Annotated in this window: 16 protein-coding genes; 7 read left to right on the top strand and 9 right to left on the bottom strand. The window is 66.6% G+C overall.

What is annotated here, in order from left to right; genetic code table 11:
• Nucleotides 1-2: 2 nt before the first annotated feature.
• Nucleotides 3-335 carry an iron donor protein CyaY gene (cyaY, locus tag AC07V5_RS10965; protein ID WP_495115713.1) on the bottom strand — a complete coding sequence of 111 codons (333 nt, stop codon included), beginning with the start codon at nt 333-335 and terminating at the stop codon, nt 3-5.
• A gap of 11 nt (nt 336-346) precedes the next feature.
• Between cyaY and lptM the strand changes: the two genes are divergently transcribed.
• On the top strand, nt 347-505 hold the full coding sequence (gene lptM / locus AC07V5_RS10960) for an LPS translocon maturation chaperone LptM (protein WP_495115712.1): 159 nt from the start codon (nt 347-349) through the stop codon (nt 503-505).
• Here the strand turns inward: lptM and AC07V5_RS10955 are convergent, their stop codons facing one another.
• From AC07V5_RS10955 to AC07V5_RS10930, 6 genes are all read right to left on the bottom strand, one after another.
• A complete protein-coding gene (locus AC07V5_RS10955) occupies nt 506-1,513 on the bottom strand; it encodes an ABC transporter ATP-binding protein (RefSeq protein ID WP_495115711.1) in 1,008 nt (335 codons plus the stop codon).
• Entirely contained in the window at nt 1,510-2,493 is a 984-nt protein-coding gene (locus tag AC07V5_RS10950) for an ABC transporter ATP-binding protein (protein WP_495115710.1), read from the bottom strand. Before AC07V5_RS10950 ends, AC07V5_RS10955 begins: the two co-directional genes overlap by 4 nt.
• Nucleotides 2,494-2,498: 5 nt before the next feature.
• Nucleotides 2,499-3,443: an ABC transporter permease gene (locus AC07V5_RS10945; RefSeq protein WP_495115709.1), complete on the bottom strand. Its 945-nt coding sequence runs from the start codon at nt 3,441-3,443 to the stop codon at nt 2,499-2,501.
• Between the two features lie 2 nt (nt 3,444-3,445).
• On the bottom strand, nt 3,446-4,423 hold the full coding sequence (locus AC07V5_RS10940; protein WP_495115708.1) for an ABC transporter permease: 978 nt from the start codon (nt 4,421-4,423) through the stop codon (nt 3,446-3,448).
• A 179-nt stretch (nt 4,424-4,602) separates the two neighbouring features.
• Nucleotides 4,603-5,814 carry a porin gene (locus tag AC07V5_RS10935; RefSeq protein WP_495115707.1) on the bottom strand — a complete coding sequence of 404 codons (1,212 nt, stop codon included), beginning with the start codon at nt 5,812-5,814 and terminating at the stop codon, nt 4,603-4,605.
• Nucleotides 5,815-5,991: 177 nt separating this feature from the next.
• The gene (locus AC07V5_RS10930; RefSeq protein ID WP_495115706.1) at nt 5,992-7,032 is read right to left on the bottom strand and encodes a porin; all 1,041 of its coding nucleotides are present in this window, start codon (nt 7,030-7,032) and stop codon (nt 5,992-5,994) included.
• Between the two features lie 193 nt (nt 7,033-7,225).
• On the opposite strand from AC07V5_RS10930, the gene coq7 reads away from it, so the two are divergent.
• Entirely contained in the window at nt 7,226-7,888 is a 663-nt protein-coding gene (gene coq7 / locus AC07V5_RS10925) for a 2-polyprenyl-3-methyl-6-methoxy-1,4-benzoquinone monooxygenase (protein WP_495115705.1), read from the top strand.
• On the opposite strand, the gene AC07V5_RS10920 is transcribed toward coq7, so the two are convergent.
• Entirely contained in the window at nt 7,889-8,320 is a 432-nt protein-coding gene (locus AC07V5_RS10920) for an OsmC family protein (RefSeq protein ID WP_495115704.1), read from the bottom strand. It lies immediately after the preceding gene.
• 315 nt (nt 8,321-8,635) lie between these two features.
• Here AC07V5_RS10920 and ilvA point away from each other — a divergent pair, with 315 nt between their 5' ends.
• Together ilvA and AC07V5_RS10910 are read left to right on the top strand one after the other, a co-directional pair.
• Nucleotides 8,636-10,156 (top strand): threonine ammonia-lyase, biosynthetic, encoded by a 1,521-nt coding sequence (gene ilvA, locus AC07V5_RS10915; protein WP_495117050.1) that lies wholly within the window; start codon nt 8,636-8,638, stop codon nt 10,154-10,156.
• 33 nt (nt 10,157-10,189) lie between these two features.
• On the top strand, nt 10,190-11,263 hold the full coding sequence (locus tag AC07V5_RS10910) for a nicotinate-nucleotide--dimethylbenzimidazole phosphoribosyltransferase (RefSeq protein ID WP_495115703.1): 1,074 nt from the start codon (nt 10,190-10,192) through the stop codon (nt 11,261-11,263).
• A 6-nt stretch (nt 11,264-11,269) separates the two neighbouring features.
• Here the strand turns inward: AC07V5_RS10910 and AC07V5_RS10905 are convergent, their stop codons facing one another.
• Entirely contained in the window at nt 11,270-11,905 is a 636-nt protein-coding gene (locus AC07V5_RS10905; protein WP_495115702.1) for a hypothetical protein, read from the bottom strand.
• A gap of 54 nt (nt 11,906-11,959) precedes the next feature.
• Here AC07V5_RS10905 and gspG point away from each other — a divergent pair, with 54 nt between their 5' ends.
• From gspG to gspI, 3 genes are all read left to right on the top strand, one after another.
• Nucleotides 11,960-12,382: a type II secretion system major pseudopilin GspG gene (gspG, locus tag AC07V5_RS10900; RefSeq protein WP_495115701.1), complete on the top strand. Its 423-nt coding sequence runs from the start codon at nt 11,960-11,962 to the stop codon at nt 12,380-12,382.
• A 94-nt stretch (nt 12,383-12,476) separates the two neighbouring features.
• Complete coding sequence (locus AC07V5_RS10895; RefSeq protein WP_495115700.1) at nt 12,477-12,944, top strand: pilus assembly FimT family protein; 468 nt, start codon at nt 12,477-12,479, stop codon at nt 12,942-12,944.
• Nucleotides 12,941-13,309, top strand: a complete 369-nt coding sequence (gene gspI, locus AC07V5_RS10890) for a type II secretion system minor pseudopilin GspI (protein ID WP_495115699.1) — start codon at nt 12,941-12,943, stop codon at nt 13,307-13,309. Before AC07V5_RS10895 ends, gspI begins: the two co-directional genes overlap by 4 nt.
• The last annotated feature ends 3 nt before the right edge of the window (nt 13,310-13,312 follow it).

The following is a 13,312-nucleotide window of genomic DNA, read 5'->3' as shown; positions in this document are numbered from 1 at the left end:
CGTCAGGCGCTGAACGTCAGCGCCTGGCCGGCCTGCTCGCTGGCGCAGCGCGACAGACGCGCAAGGAACTCCTGGCCTTCGCGGTCCACCCACTGGGCACCGTCAAACTTGAAGTGGAAGCCGCCCGAGCGCGCGGCCAGCCAGATCTCCTGCAGGGGTGGCTGGGTGTTCAGCACGATCTTGCTTCCACCCGGCATGCTGAGCTCCAGCAGGCCTCCGGTGCGGTGGCTGTCGATGTCGACGACGTCGTCGTCCAGCCAGGCATCGACCTGCGCTTCAACACGGGCGAGCAGCGCATGGGCCTTGGCGTGGTAATCGGCGGCGGACAGGGACATAAACTGGGCGGATGAAAAAGACTGCCACCAGTGTAGGTGGGCATACCGTCGTGAAGATGGCCGCCCTGCTGATCACCCTTACCGCCCTCGTGGGTTGCGGGCAGAAGGGGCCGCTGACCTTGCCCAAGCCGGCGAGCGCAGCGTCGGCTGCGTCATCGCCGGCGCGCTGATCAGGCCGCCCTGCCCTCTTCGACCGCGTGGCAGGCCACGCGCACGCCCTTGATCTCCAGCAGCGCAGGCCGCTCGGCCTTGCAGCGTTCGTTGGCCAGCGGGCAGCGCGGGTGGAAGCTGCAGCCGCTGGGCGGGTTCAGCGGGTTGGGCACCTCGCCCTGCACCGGCGTGCGGGAGCGGCCGCTCATGTGGATGTCGGGAATCGCGTCCAGCAGCATCCGCGTGTACGGGTGGCGCGGGCGCGCGAACAGCTCGACCTTGTCAGCCACCTCGACGAGGCGGCCGAGGTACATGACACCGACCTGGTCGGCCACATGGCGCACCACCGCGAGGTTGTGCGAGATGAAGAGATAGGTCAGGCCGCGCTCGCGCTGCAAGTCCTTCATGATGTTGAGGACCTGGGCCTGCACCGACACGTCAAGCGCCGAGGTCGGCTCGTCGCAGACGAGGAACTCGGGCTGCGTCGCCAACGCACGCGCGATGGAGATGCGCTGGCGCTGGCCGCCGGAGAACTGATGCGGGAATTTCTCGGCGTCAGCCGGGTTCAAGCCGACCGAGCTGAGCAGGTCGCCAACACGCTTCCGGGCCTCGGCGTTGTCGCTGATCAGGCCGTGCTCGCGCAGGGGCTCGGCGACGATGTCCAGCACCTTCCAGCGCGGGTTCAGCGACGCATACGGGTCCTGGAAGATCATCTGCATGCGCCGGCGCAGCTTGAGCGCGTTCGGGCCGCCCAGCGTCTGGGCAATGTCTTCACCGTCGAAGCGCACCGCACCGCGCGTCGTGCCGTAAAGGCCGACGAGCAGGCGCGCGACCGTGCTCTTGCCGCATCCGCTTTCGCCGACGAGAGCCAGCGTCTTGCCGCGCTGAATCTCGAATGACACACCGTCGACCGCATGCACGAAGGCCTTGGGCTTGCGCTCGACGACCCGGTTCAGCCAGGGCGGCGACACATCAAAGATCTTGGCGAGGTCCTGCACCTCGACGAGGGGCGTATTGGCGACGCTCATCGCACGGCCTCCTGGGTCACCGGATGCCAGCAGGCGGCTCGGGTTGCGTTGGCCGCCACCAGTTCGGGCCGCTCGATGCGGCAACGCTCGTCGGCGCGCTCACAGCGTGGGTTGAAGGCGCAGCCACTCGGGATGGCCGTCAACCGCGGCATGGAGCCGTCGATCTGCAACAACCGCTCGCGGTCCTCGTCCATGGCCGGGATGGAACCCATCAGGCCGACGGTGTAGGGGTGGGCCGGGCGGTGGATGACGTCGGCAACCGGGCCGATCTCGGCGATCCGGCCGGCGTACATCACGGCCACCCGGTCGCAGGTCTCGGCGATGACGCCCATGTCGTGCGTGACCAGCATGACGGCTGCACCTTGCTCGCGGCAGACCTTCTTCAGCAGCGCAATGATCTGTGCCTGGATGGAGACGTCCAGCGCCGTCGTCGGCTCGTCGGCAACGATGAGCTTGGGGTTCGCCGCAAGGGCCAGCGCAATGACGACGCGCTGGCGCATGCCGCCCGAAAACTGGTGCGGGAAGTGGTCGATGCGCGCTTCGGGCGCGGGGATGCCGGTGGATGCGAGCAACTCGATAGCGCGTGTGCGTGCCTGGGCAGCTGTCAGGTCGAGGTGGGTGGTGATCGTCTCGGTGAGCTGGCGGCCGACCGTGTAGAGCGGGTTCAGCGAGGTCAGCGGATCCTGGAAAACGGCGCCGATCTCACGCCCGCGGATGCGCCGAAACTGCTCGTAAGGCAGGTTGTCGATGCGACGACCTGCCAGCTTGATCTCGCCGGCAGCGATCCGTCCGGGCGGATCCAGCAGGCCGATGATGGCCGCACCGGTCAGCGACTTGCCGGCGCCGGATTCGCCGACGACGCCAAGGATCTCACCCGGCGCGATGGCGAAGGAAATGTCGTCCAGCGCCAGCAGCGTGCCGCGACGGGTCGGGAACTCCACCCGCAGGTGGTTAACTTCAAGCAACGGGGCAGCTGTCATTGCCATTAACGCAGTCGGGGGTTGAGCGCATCGCGCAGCCAGTCGCCAAGCAGGTTCACGCTAAGCGTGATCAGGATCAGCGTCACGCTGGGCCAGGCAGTGATCCACCACTCGCCCGAGAACAGATAGTCGTTGCCGTTGCGGATCAGCGTACCCAGCGAGGGGCTGGTCGCCGGCACGCCGACACCAAGGAAGGACAGCGTGGCCTCGGTGATGATGGCCGACGCGATCTGGATGGTGGCGAGCACCAGCACCGGGCCCAGCACATTGGGCAGCACGTGGCGGCGCATGATGCGAAAGCCGCTGACGCCGATGACGCGCGCGGCCTGCACGTATTCCTTGTTGCGCTCCACCAGCGTCGAGCCCCGCACCGTGCGTGCGTACTGCACCCAGCCCGTCAGCGAGATGGCCAGCACGAGGACGATGAAGGCCAGCATGTCGGGCGCGTGCGGGAAGAGACTGCGGCCGACGCCACTGATCATCAACGCGACGAGGATGGACGGGAAAGACAGCATCACATCGCAGATGCGCATGATGAAAGCATCGGTCCGCCCACCGACGAAGCCGGCCAGCAGGCCGAGGCTGACGCCGATCAGGATGGACAGCAGCACCGACGCGATGCCGACGAGCAGCGAGATGCGGGCGCCATACATCAGCGCCGACAGGATGTCGCGGCCCTGGCCGTCGGTGCCCAGCCAATACCTGGGCTCGCCACCGTCAACCCAGGACGGCGGCTTCAACGAGTCCAGCAGCTCGAGCGTCGCCAGGTCGAAGGGGTTGTGCGGCGCGACGACTTCCGCGAACAGCGCGCAGACGAAGCAGACCAGCGCGATGCCGGCGGCCAGCATCGCGACCGGCGACGTGCGGAACGAATGCCAGACGTCGCCGTCGAAGAAGCCGCGCAGCGCGGAGGCCGACGGCGTGGGATTGGGGTTGGCGTCAACAGCCATCGTCAATGCGCCTTGCCTTCGACGCGCAAGCGCGGATCGACGGCGAAATAGAGCAGATCGACGCCAAGGTTGATGACGACGAAGATCAGCGAGATCAGGCAGAGGTAGGCCGCCATGACGGGGATGTCGGCGAACTGCACGGCCTGGATGAAGAGCAGGCCCATGCCGGGCCACTGGAACACTTGCTCGGTGATGATGGCGAAGGCAATCAGCGAACCGAGTTGCAAGCCGGTGATGGTGATGACGGGCACCAGCGTGTTCTTCAGCGCATGGCCGAAGTAGACGCTGCGATCCGTCAGGCCGCGGGCACGCGCGAAGCGGATGTAGTCGGTGCGCAGCACCTCCAGCATCTCGGCACGCACCAGTCGCATGATCAGAGTCAGCTGGAAAGCCGACAGCGTGAAGGCAGGCAGGATCAGGTGCAGCAGGCCGTCACGGGTCAGCAGGCCCGACGTCCATGTGCCGAACGCGACGACCTCACCGCGCCCAAAGCTCGGCAGCCACTTGAGCTCCACGGCGAAGACCCAGATCAGCACGATGCCGATGACGAAGTTGGGCAGGCTGACGCCGAACAGCGTGCCCGTCATCAGCAACTGCGCGCTGGCCTTGCCGCGCCGCAGCGCTGCGTAGACGCCGAGCGGAATGCCCAATCCCAGGGCAATCAAGCCGGCAACGAGGGCCAACTCCAGCGTTGCCGGAAAACGCTCGCCGATGAGGGTCGACACCTTGCGCCCCTGCCTCAGGCTGATGCCGAACTCACCCTGGGCCGCGTTGCCGGCAAAGCGCGCGAACTGCACCGGGAAGGGCTGGTCCAGGCCCAGATCCTTGCGCAGCGCGATGCGCTGTTCTTCGGTCGCGTCCTGGCCCAGCAGATTGGTGACAGGGTCACCGACGTACTGGAACAGCATGAAGGCGATGAAGGCCACCGACAGCATGACGACCAGAGCCTGAACCAGGCGGCGAAGAATGAAAACCAGCATGAAGACTCTGAAGCGGGCGCGTCATTGCGCCGCGCGAAGGCGGCATCATGGCGAAGGCAAGGGGCTCAGGCTTCCCGGGAAAGCCCTAGCGTGGCAGCCTTTCGCCATCACCAATAAAAACGGGCCGCTGACGCGGCCCGTTGAGACATCTCGCAGGACCTTGCAGCCCCGCGTCGTCATCAGAAGCGGTGACGCAGACCCACCATCGCGCCGCCACGCTTGCTGGCGCCGTTCAGGAACAGGACTTCACCGCCGCTGGCGTTCAGCTTGGTGTAGTCGACTTCCAGGTAGGCGTCAGTGCGCTTGGAGAAGGCGTAGTCCAGAACGACGGCCGCGAAGGTGGCCTTGGACTTGTTGTTGGCGTTGGTCGCGAAGCCGAGCGCGTTGGCGAACGGAGCGGCCAGGTTCTGCGCCGTGCCGTAGTGCGTCTGCTCGGTCAGCCACACATTGCCGCCAATGTTCAGCTGAGGGGTCAGCTGATACGTTGCACCGAACATCAGCATGGTGCGCTTCTTGATGTCGGCCGAGTCGTTCGTGAAGATGCTGGCGCCCAGAATGCCAGAGGTGTACGCACCACGCGTACCCAGGGCCACCGCGAACGGGCTGTTGGCTGCCGCGGATGCAGCGAAGCCGGCGGCGCTCGTCTGATTCAGCAGGTTGAAGGGGTTTTCGAACTTGTTCTCACCCCAAGACGCGTGGACATACAGCGGACCGTCCGTGTAGGACGCGCCGAGCACCGTCGCCTTGATCTTCTTGCCCGTCTGCTCGGTAGCCTGCAGATATGCACCGCCAGCGCCGAACTTGCCGTCGTTGTAGCGCACCAGACCACCGATGGTCTTGTTGGGCAATTGAGCGGCAGCGCCTGCCTGGCCTTCACCAGCGCTCACTTGCACTTCGGCGTAGAAGCTGCCGACCTGGACCAGGTACTTGACCATGTTGTCCTGGCGAGCAGCCATGGACATGCCGATCTCGGGCTTGTAGGCCTCGATATACGGCGAGTAGCGGAAGGAGGCGAAGGTCGACGTGTACAGGTCGAACAGGATGTTGTACTGGCGACCCAGACGAACCTGACCGAATTCGCTGGACTGCAGACCAACCCAGGCTTGACGCCAGAATTCAGCGGCAGCAACGGCGCCGGTATCCGAACTCAGGCGGTGCTCCATGTTGACCAGTGCCTTCAGGCCGCCACCCATGTCTTCGGTGACGTTCACACCGAGGCGGCTCTGCGACATGCCGCCGGGAATCAGCTGCTTGGTGGCAACACCGGGGTTGGCGTTGCTGGTGTAACGCGCAGCAGCGTCCACGATGCCATACAGGGTAACGCTGGACTGGGCCCAAGCGGCGGAAGTGCTGGCGGCCAGAACGGCGATAGCCAGAGAGGCTTTTTTCATCAAGGTTGTCTCCTGCGAAGAAAAGTGAACCGCTTGATTCTCAGCGATGCGCTCTGCCATAACGTGAGGTCTGTTGTTGATTGCCCACAGCGAATTCCCCTGTCCCCCAGGGGACAAAAGAAAAGCCGCCCGAAGGCGGCTTGGCTGGTGTTGCTGCGGCCCGGAGGCCGCGCGACATCAGAAGCTGTGACGGATGCCGACGTCGACACCGCCTTGGGCACCACCAGGCAACACACCGCCCGGCAGCGTCAGGCTGTTCAGCACGAAGCTGGCGCCACTGCTGGTCTTGTTCTTCAGCTTGGCAACCGTGGTGTACAGCGCGGTGCGCTTGGACAGGTTGTAGATGTAACCAGCAGCCAGCAGGTTCGCATCGCCGATCCGGGTGTAGCCCGTCACCGACGTTTCAGCGCCGGCGTTGGCCTTGGCATCCGTGTACGAAGCCCACAGTTGACCTTGGCCCAGAGGCGCGGTCACTGCGAAGGTCCAGATCTTCTGCTCGCGATTCAGGAATTCCGTCTGCGCATAGTTGACCGAAGGACGAACCACGCCGAGGTCGTAGGCGCCACCGATGGTGGTCAGTTTGTACTTGGCATTGCCGGTACCGGTCGTCGTAGCGATCGCACCTGCGACGTTGATCGGGCCTTGCTTGTAGCCGATACGCGCGCTCTGCATCTTGCGACCCACGACGCCTTCGCCTGCTGCGACGTCGACCGAGCCGTAGATGCCGCCCAGGTTGGTCGGCAGGAAATAGCTGACCATGTTGTCCGAGCGGTTCAGCGTGTCAGCCGCGCTACCCAGCGTCGAGTAGAGGGCGGCAACGTTGCCCAGGCCGGTCGTCGACGTCGGATCGAAGTCGTCGATGTGCAGGCGGGCAGAAGTCTTGGCGCGGCCCAGGCGGACTTCACCGAACTCACCAATCAGGCTGACGGTGGCGCGACGGCCCCAGAAACGGGTCGCGTCGACCGTACCGGTGTCGGGGTTCACAGCCGACTCGAGCCAGAAACCGGCCTTCAGGCCGCTGCCGAGGTCCTCGACGCCGCGCACGCCCAGACGGCTGCTGTTCAGGCCGTCAGTGCCGAGCAGCTTCACGCTCTTGCCGCTGTACTTCACATAGCGCGCGCTGACATCCAGGATGCCAAACAGGGTGACCGAGGATTGCGCGACGGCAGCGCCGCCAGTCAGGCCGAGGACGGCCAGGGCAATCAGAGCTTTCTTCATTCGATACTCCTAGGTATTCATCCGAGCCGGGGCCGAACAGCGCAGCGACTCACCTCCTGTGAGGAAGTGCGCGTATTCCACCAGAGCTCGGGGGGCCTCGGGAATTCACGGATATGAAATTATGTGTTGTCGTTGCGGGGCCACAACGTCATCCCGGTTTCACCATCTCTTCATTGAAACATTGCTTAACTGAATGCAATCCGAAGCAAGCAAGTCGCATCGTCGTGATCTGAATTTTGGTGACCGGTTGATCATCGCGCTGGACACCGGACTTCGCACGGTCTTTGTCCCGACGCGAGCCGCCCGGCACTCCCCCTCCGCAGCCGAGCCTCCGGTTGAACTGAGTGCGGCAGACGCGCGGCAGGCAGCAGCGCTGATGCGTGTCAATCACGTCGGCGAAATCTGCGCCCAGGCGCTGTACCAGTCGCAAGCCCTGTTCAGCCGCAGCGAATCGCTGCGGCATCACTTCGAAGAGGCCGCCCAAGAGGAACTGGATCACCTGGCATGGACGGCCGACCGAATCGCCGAACTGGGCAGCCACACCAGCCATCTCGCCCCACTTTGGTGGGCGGGCGCGTTCGCCTGGGGAAGCCTCGCTGGGCTGGCAGGGGACAAGTGGAGCCTGGGATTCGTCGTTGAGACCGAGCGTCAGGTCGAGGCCCACCTGGCCTCGCATCTGGGACGCCTGCCCGAGGCGGATGCGCCCTCCCGGGCCATCGTCGAGCAGATGCGACGCGAAGAAGCGGAGCATGCCGAAGCGGCGCTCGCGGCAGGCGCGCAACCGCTGCTGACGCCGATTCCCGAGCTGATGCGGGCGGCGGCCAAGGTCATGACGACCGTGGCCCACCACATCTGATCAGACTTCCAGCACCTCGAAGGACGTGCTGATGGCCGAGGTCTTGGCGAGCATCGCTGTCGCCGAGCAGTACTTCTCGTGGGACAGCGCAACCGCCCGCTCGACGATCTCGGGCTTCAGCGCCTTACCACTGACGACGAAATGGAAGTGGATGGCGGTGAAGACCTTGGGGTCGCTCGTCGCGCGCTCGGCCTTCAGCGTGACCTTGCAGCCGCGCACGTCATGGCGGCCGCGCTTGAGAATCAGCACGACGTCATAGGCCGTGCAGCCGCCAGTGCCCGCCAGCACGGTCTCCATCGGCCGCGGCGCCAGGTTGCGGCCGCCGCCATCCGGTGCGCCGTCCATGGACAGCACATGACCGCTGCCGGTCTCCGCAACAAAGCTCATGCCGCTAGGGCCCTCGGGGCCCAGCCAACTGACAGTGCATTCCATGGTCATTTAGAGGCAAAGCTCCAATTCGTTCACACAAAATATATTGCGGCGCAGCATAACTCGACGCTAAACTGCTTCTACGCGAAAACGTTTTCGCACCGATTGTCTCCTCCACCGCCTCCATGGTGGATTCAACCCGAGCTTGCAAAAGCTCGGGTTTTTTTTCGCCGAAGGCAGACAGCGGCGCCGCATGAGGGGTCTCCCCTATCATGCGGCGCCGCAACAAGACTGCATGGAGACTCGATGAGCGCCCCCTCGCGACGCCGCACGTCCGCCGCCAAGGCGCCGTCGGAAACGTCCTCCCAGGTGCCCGCGATGCTGCCGCCAGGCAGCAGCTATCTGCAGCGAATTCTGAACGCCCGGGTCTACGAAGTCGCCCGCGAGACCAACCTCAACGCCGCGACCAAGCTGTCCAAGCGCCTGGCCAACAAGGTCTGGCTCAAGCGCGAGGACGAGCAGGACGTCTTCAGCTTCAAGCTGCGCGGCGCCTACAACAAGATGGCCCATCTGTCGCCCGAGCAGCGGGCGGCGGGCGTCATCTGTGCGTCGGCCGGCAACCATGCCCAGGGCGTCGCACTGTCGGCCAAGAAGCTCGGCTGCCGCGCCGTCATCGTGATGCCGGTGACGACGCCCCAGGTCAAGGTCGAAGCCGTCAAGGCCCTCGGCGGCGAGGTCGTGCTGTTCGGCGAGAGCTTCACCGACGCCTACGGCCACGCGCTGGAGCTCGAAAAGGCTCAGAGCCTGACCTTCGTCCACCCCTTCGACGACCCCGACGTCATCGCCGGCCAGGGCACCATCGCGATGGAGTTGCTGCGCCAGCACCCGGGCCCCATCGACGCCATCTTCGTCGCCATCGGTGGCGGCGGCCTGATCTCGGGCGTTGCCGCCTACGTCAAGGCACTGCGCCCCGAGATCAAGATCATCGGCGTGCAGACGACCGACTCCGACGCCATGCTGCGCTCGGTCAAGGCTGGCAAGCGCGTGACGCTCACTGACGTCGGCCTGTTCGCCGACGGCACGGCCGTCAAGCTGGTGGGAGAGGAAACCTTCCGCATCGCTCGCGAGCTGGTCGACGACTACATCGTCGTCGACACCGATGCCGTCTGCGCCGCCATCAAGGACGTCTTCGAAGACACCCGCTCCATCCTGGAGCCCTCGGGCGCCATGAGCGTCGCCGCCGTCAAGCAATACGTCGCGACGACGGGCGCCAAGGGGCAGACCCTGGTCGCCATCACCTGCGGCGCCAACATGAACTTCGACCGCCTGCGCTTCGTCGCCGAGCGGGCCGAGGTCGGCGAGCACCGCGAGGCGCTGTTCGCCGTCACCATCCCCGAGGCACGCGGCAGCTTCAAGCGCTTTTGCGAACTGCTCGGCCCGCGCAGCGTCACCGAGTTCAACTACCGCATCGCCGACGCCGCCGTCGCCCATATCTTTGTCGGCATCGCCATCTCCAAGCCCGACGAGGCCGCCAAGCTGGCCCGCACCTTCACCAAGGCCGGCTTCGATACGCTGGACCTGACCAATGACGAGATGGCCAAGCAGCACATCCGCCACATGGTGGGCGGCCGCAGCGAGCTGGCGCGCCACGAGCGCCTGTACCGTTTCGTCTTCCCCGAGCGGCCGGGCGCGCTGATGCGCTTCCTGTCCAGCATGCATCCGGACTGGAACATCAGCCTCTTCCACTACCGCAACCAAGGCGCGGACCATGGCCGCATCCTCGTCGGCATCCAGGTGCCCAAGGGCGATGCCGGCGCGCTGCGTGAGTTTCTCGGCAGTCTGAACTACCCGTTCGAAGACGAAACCAATAATCCCGTATATCGCTTGTTCCTCGGTTGAGTTGAAATCCGGGGGTTCGCAACCCCCTGCACCATGACCGTTGCCCAGCAGTCGCTGATTTCCCCCACCGCCAATCCTGAGCTGGAAAAGGCCCTGCGCGACCGCGTCGACCGCCGCTCGGCCATCGCCGGTGGGCTCGGCGAACTGGAGCCGCTGGCGGTGCGCCTGGGGCTTGTGCAGAACAGCCTGACCCCGCGCTTCCGCGACCCGGTGCTCGGACTGTTCGCGGCCGATCACGGCCTCGTCGTCGATGGCGTCGGCGCGCAGTGGGGCCGCGCCACCAAGGATCTCGTGCAGATGGCCCTGCACGCCCAGCTGCCGGTGTCGGTGTTCTCGCGCCTGCAGGGTCTGCACCTCACCGTCGTCGACTGCGGCGTTGCCGAGAACCTGCCGCCCCATGCCCGCCTGCTGGCCCGCAAGGTGGCCCACGGCACGCGCAATGCGCGCACGGCCCATGCGATGAGCGTGGACCAGGCCCACGCCGGCGTGCGCGTCGGCATGGAGATCGCCGACAACCTGCCGGGCAATGTGTTGGCTTGCGCCGCCATGGGCCAGGGCTCGCCCGAATGCGCCGCCCTCGTGCTGGCGCGGCTGTCCGATCAGTCGGTGCGCGACTTCGTCGTCTCCGGCCCGACGATGCGCCAGGACGATCTCGTCCACCTGCTCGACGTGCTGCAGGGCGCGCTGGCCCGCCACCGCGACGCCAAGGAACCCATGGACATCCTCGCGGCCTTCGGCGGCCACGAGATCGCCGTCATGGTGGGCGCCATGCTGGTGGCGGCCAGCAAGCGCAGCCTCATCATCGTGGACGGCATCGCCGCCTGCGCGGCCCTCAAGCTGGCGTCGCTGATCTGCGCGCCGGTGACCGATTACGCCGTGTTCTGCCGCAGCCACGTGCACCGCGGCCTGGACGAAGCGCTGGCCCTCTTCCACGCCTCGGCGCTGCTGGAGCTGGGCATGGACAGCGCCGACGGCACGGGCGCGGCCCTGGCCTGGCCCATGATCCGTGCGGCCGCCGCGCTGCTGACCGACCTGCACGAGGTCGCTGAGGCCCGCGTGGCCGTCCGGCCCGAACTCGGCACCAACATCCCGACGCTGGGCGCCTGAGCCCCGTCAGCGCTGCTGCTGCTGTTCGTCGTTCCTAGGTGGCGGCGAGGCCGGCGGCGCGCCGTAGACCGACGGCATGGTGGCCGGCACCGGCGCCGGTGCAGCGCCCGGCGGGTTGGCCCGCAACGGCACCCCCATCGGGCCGGCATTGGGGTTGCCGCCCAGCACGACGGCTGACGGCGAGGCCGGTGGCAGCGAGCCCGTCGCCGCGGTGGCCGGCGGGCTGATCTGCAAGACCTGGCTGGGCGCCTGGCCGAGCCGCCCAAGGCTGGCGCTGCGGGCATCCACGCGCAGCAGATGCAGCTCACCATCGACGGCCGCGCCCACGCGCACCGTGCGCGCCACGCCATCCACCTCGATCAGCGCCACACCCTCGCCGGCCTCGGCCGCCTTGGGATTCTTGGGTGCCACGACGCCGAGAAGGCGCAGCCGCGTCGACGCCACCGCTTCCGGCTCGGGCGCGGCTTCCTGCGCCGTCACGCCGAGCAGCCGGCTCAGGTCGATCTGCGTCGAGCGGCCTTCGCCGGCCGACAGCACCGAAGCCGGCATCGCCAGCGGGCGCGAGAACAACTGCAGGCCCCAGTAAGCCACCGAGCCGCCGAGCAGCAGCCACACCGAAAACGCCATGAATCGAGCAACCATCGGCCCATTATGATGGCCCGCTCACCGCAGCTCTGCGCTCCCACGCCCCCTGACATGCGCCGTTCCCACCTTGCCCGCGGCTTCACGCTGATTGAACTGCTGGTCGTGCTCGTCATCATCGGCGTGCTTGCGGCCCTCGTCGTGCCCAACGTGCTGGACCGCGCCGAGGACGCCCGCGTCACCGCCGCCCGCACCGACGTCAACAACCTGATGCAGGCGCTCAAGATGTACAAGCTCGACAACCAGCGCTACCCGAGCGCCGAGCAGGGCCTGGACGCCCTCGTGCACAAGCCCACCGCCGGCACGCCGCCGGCGAACTGGAAGCCCTATCTCGAGAAGCTGCCCAACGACCCCTGGGGCCACCCCTATCAGTTCGCCAACCCCGGCGTGAAGGGCGACGTCGATGTCTACAGCTTTGGCGCCGACGGCCGCGCCGGCGGCGAGGGCCGTGAGGCTGACATCGGCTCCTGGCAGTGACTTTGTGCCCCTCGCCTGCGAGTACGCAGTCGGTTCCCCGCGGGAACCGCGGAAGTCGCCGGGATTGACCGGCGCCCTTCGCGTCAAGTCGACCTTGGGATGGCCCCGCGGTCGCCTTGATCGCAACGCGGGCTTCACGCTGATCGAGCTGCTGGTCGTCGTCGCGCTCATCGCCATCACGAGCGCCACCATCACGCTGGCCCTGCGCGACCCCGCCGAGCTGCAGCTGCAGCGCGAAGCCCAGCGCCTCACCGCCCTGCTGGAAACGGCGCGCGCCGAGAGCCGCGCCTCGGGCCTGGCCGTGCGCTGGATCCCCAAGGGCATCAAGACCGGCGACGACTTCCGCTTCGAGGGCCTGCCGCGCACCATCCAGCTGCCCACGCGCTGGCTGGGCGAGCCGGTGGCCGTGCAGATCGAGAACGCCACGGCCACCAACCCCGGCCTCACCCTCGGCCCCGAGCCCGTCATCCCGGCCCAGCGACTGCGCCTCGTGCTCGGCAGCCAGCGCCTCGTGCTCGGCACCGACGGTCTCGGCGCCTTCGACATCGTCGCGACGCCATGACCGTCCAAAAGGGCTTCACGCTGATCGAGGTGCTCGTCGCCCTCGTCATCGTCGCCATCGCCCTGGGCGCCGGCATCAAGGCCGCCGGCGCGCTGACCAACAACGCCGAGCGCCTGGCCCAGGTCAGCGCCGCACAGTGGTGCGCCGAGAACCTGCTGACCGAGCTGCGGCTGACCCAGCTCTCCCAGCAACAGCTGCCCGACATCGGCGAATCACCCTTCAGCTGCGAGCAACTCGGCCGCAGCTATGGCGGCAAGCTCAAGGTCAGCCCGACGCCCAACCCCAACTTCCGCCGCGTCGATGCCGCCGTCGCGGACGACCGGGGCACGCCATTGCTCAGCATCTCCACGATCATGGGCAGATGAGAC

Source organism: Roseateles sp. GW821-FHT02E12, assembly GCF_059421665.1.
The sequence above is the reverse complement of the archived record's forward strand: the minus strand, read 5'-3'. Positions and strand labels throughout refer to the sequence as shown.

Coding starts and splice junctions, on each gene's coding strand:
- AC07V5_RS10905 (WP_495115702.1), bottom strand. CDS start 11,905: ATGGTTGCTCGATTCATGGCGTTTTCGGTGTGGCTGCTGCTCGGCGGC.
- ilvA (WP_495117050.1), top strand. CDS start 8,636: ATGCTGCCGCCAGGCAGCAGCTATCTGCAGCGAATTCTGAACGCCCGG.
- coq7 (WP_495115705.1), top strand. CDS start 7,226: ATGCAATCCGAAGCAAGCAAGTCGCATCGTCGTGATCTGAATTTTGGT.
- cyaY (WP_495115713.1), bottom strand. CDS start 335: ATGTCCCTGTCCGCCGCCGATTACCACGCCAAGGCCCATGCGCTGCTC.
- gspI (WP_495115699.1), top strand. CDS start 12,941: ATGACCGTCCAAAAGGGCTTCACGCTGATCGAGGTGCTCGTCGCCCTC.
- lptM (WP_495115712.1), top strand. CDS start 347: ATGAAAAAGACTGCCACCAGTGTAGGTGGGCATACCGTCGTGAAGATG.
- AC07V5_RS10930 (WP_495115706.1), bottom strand. CDS start 7,032: ATGAAGAAAGCTCTGATTGCCCTGGCCGTCCTCGGCCTGACTGGCGGC.
- AC07V5_RS10950 (WP_495115710.1), bottom strand. CDS start 2,493: ATGACAGCTGCCCCGTTGCTTGAAGTTAACCACCTGCGGGTGGAGTTC.
- AC07V5_RS10910 (WP_495115703.1), top strand. CDS start 10,190: ATGACCGTTGCCCAGCAGTCGCTGATTTCCCCCACCGCCAATCCTGAG.
- AC07V5_RS10935 (WP_495115707.1), bottom strand. CDS start 5,814: ATGAAAAAAGCCTCTCTGGCTATCGCCGTTCTGGCCGCCAGCACTTCC.
- AC07V5_RS10955 (WP_495115711.1), bottom strand. CDS start 1,513: ATGAGCGTCGCCAATACGCCCCTCGTCGAGGTGCAGGACCTCGCCAAG.
- gspG (WP_495115701.1), top strand. CDS start 11,960: ATGCGCCGTTCCCACCTTGCCCGCGGCTTCACGCTGATTGAACTGCTG.
- AC07V5_RS10945 (WP_495115709.1), bottom strand. CDS start 3,443: ATGGCTGTTGACGCCAACCCCAATCCCACGCCGTCGGCCTCCGCGCTG.
- AC07V5_RS10920 (WP_495115704.1), bottom strand. CDS start 8,320: ATGGAATGCACTGTCAGTTGGCTGGGCCCCGAGGGCCCTAGCGGCATG.
- AC07V5_RS10940 (WP_495115708.1), bottom strand. CDS start 4,423: ATGCTGGTTTTCATTCTTCGCCGCCTGGTTCAGGCTCTGGTCGTCATG.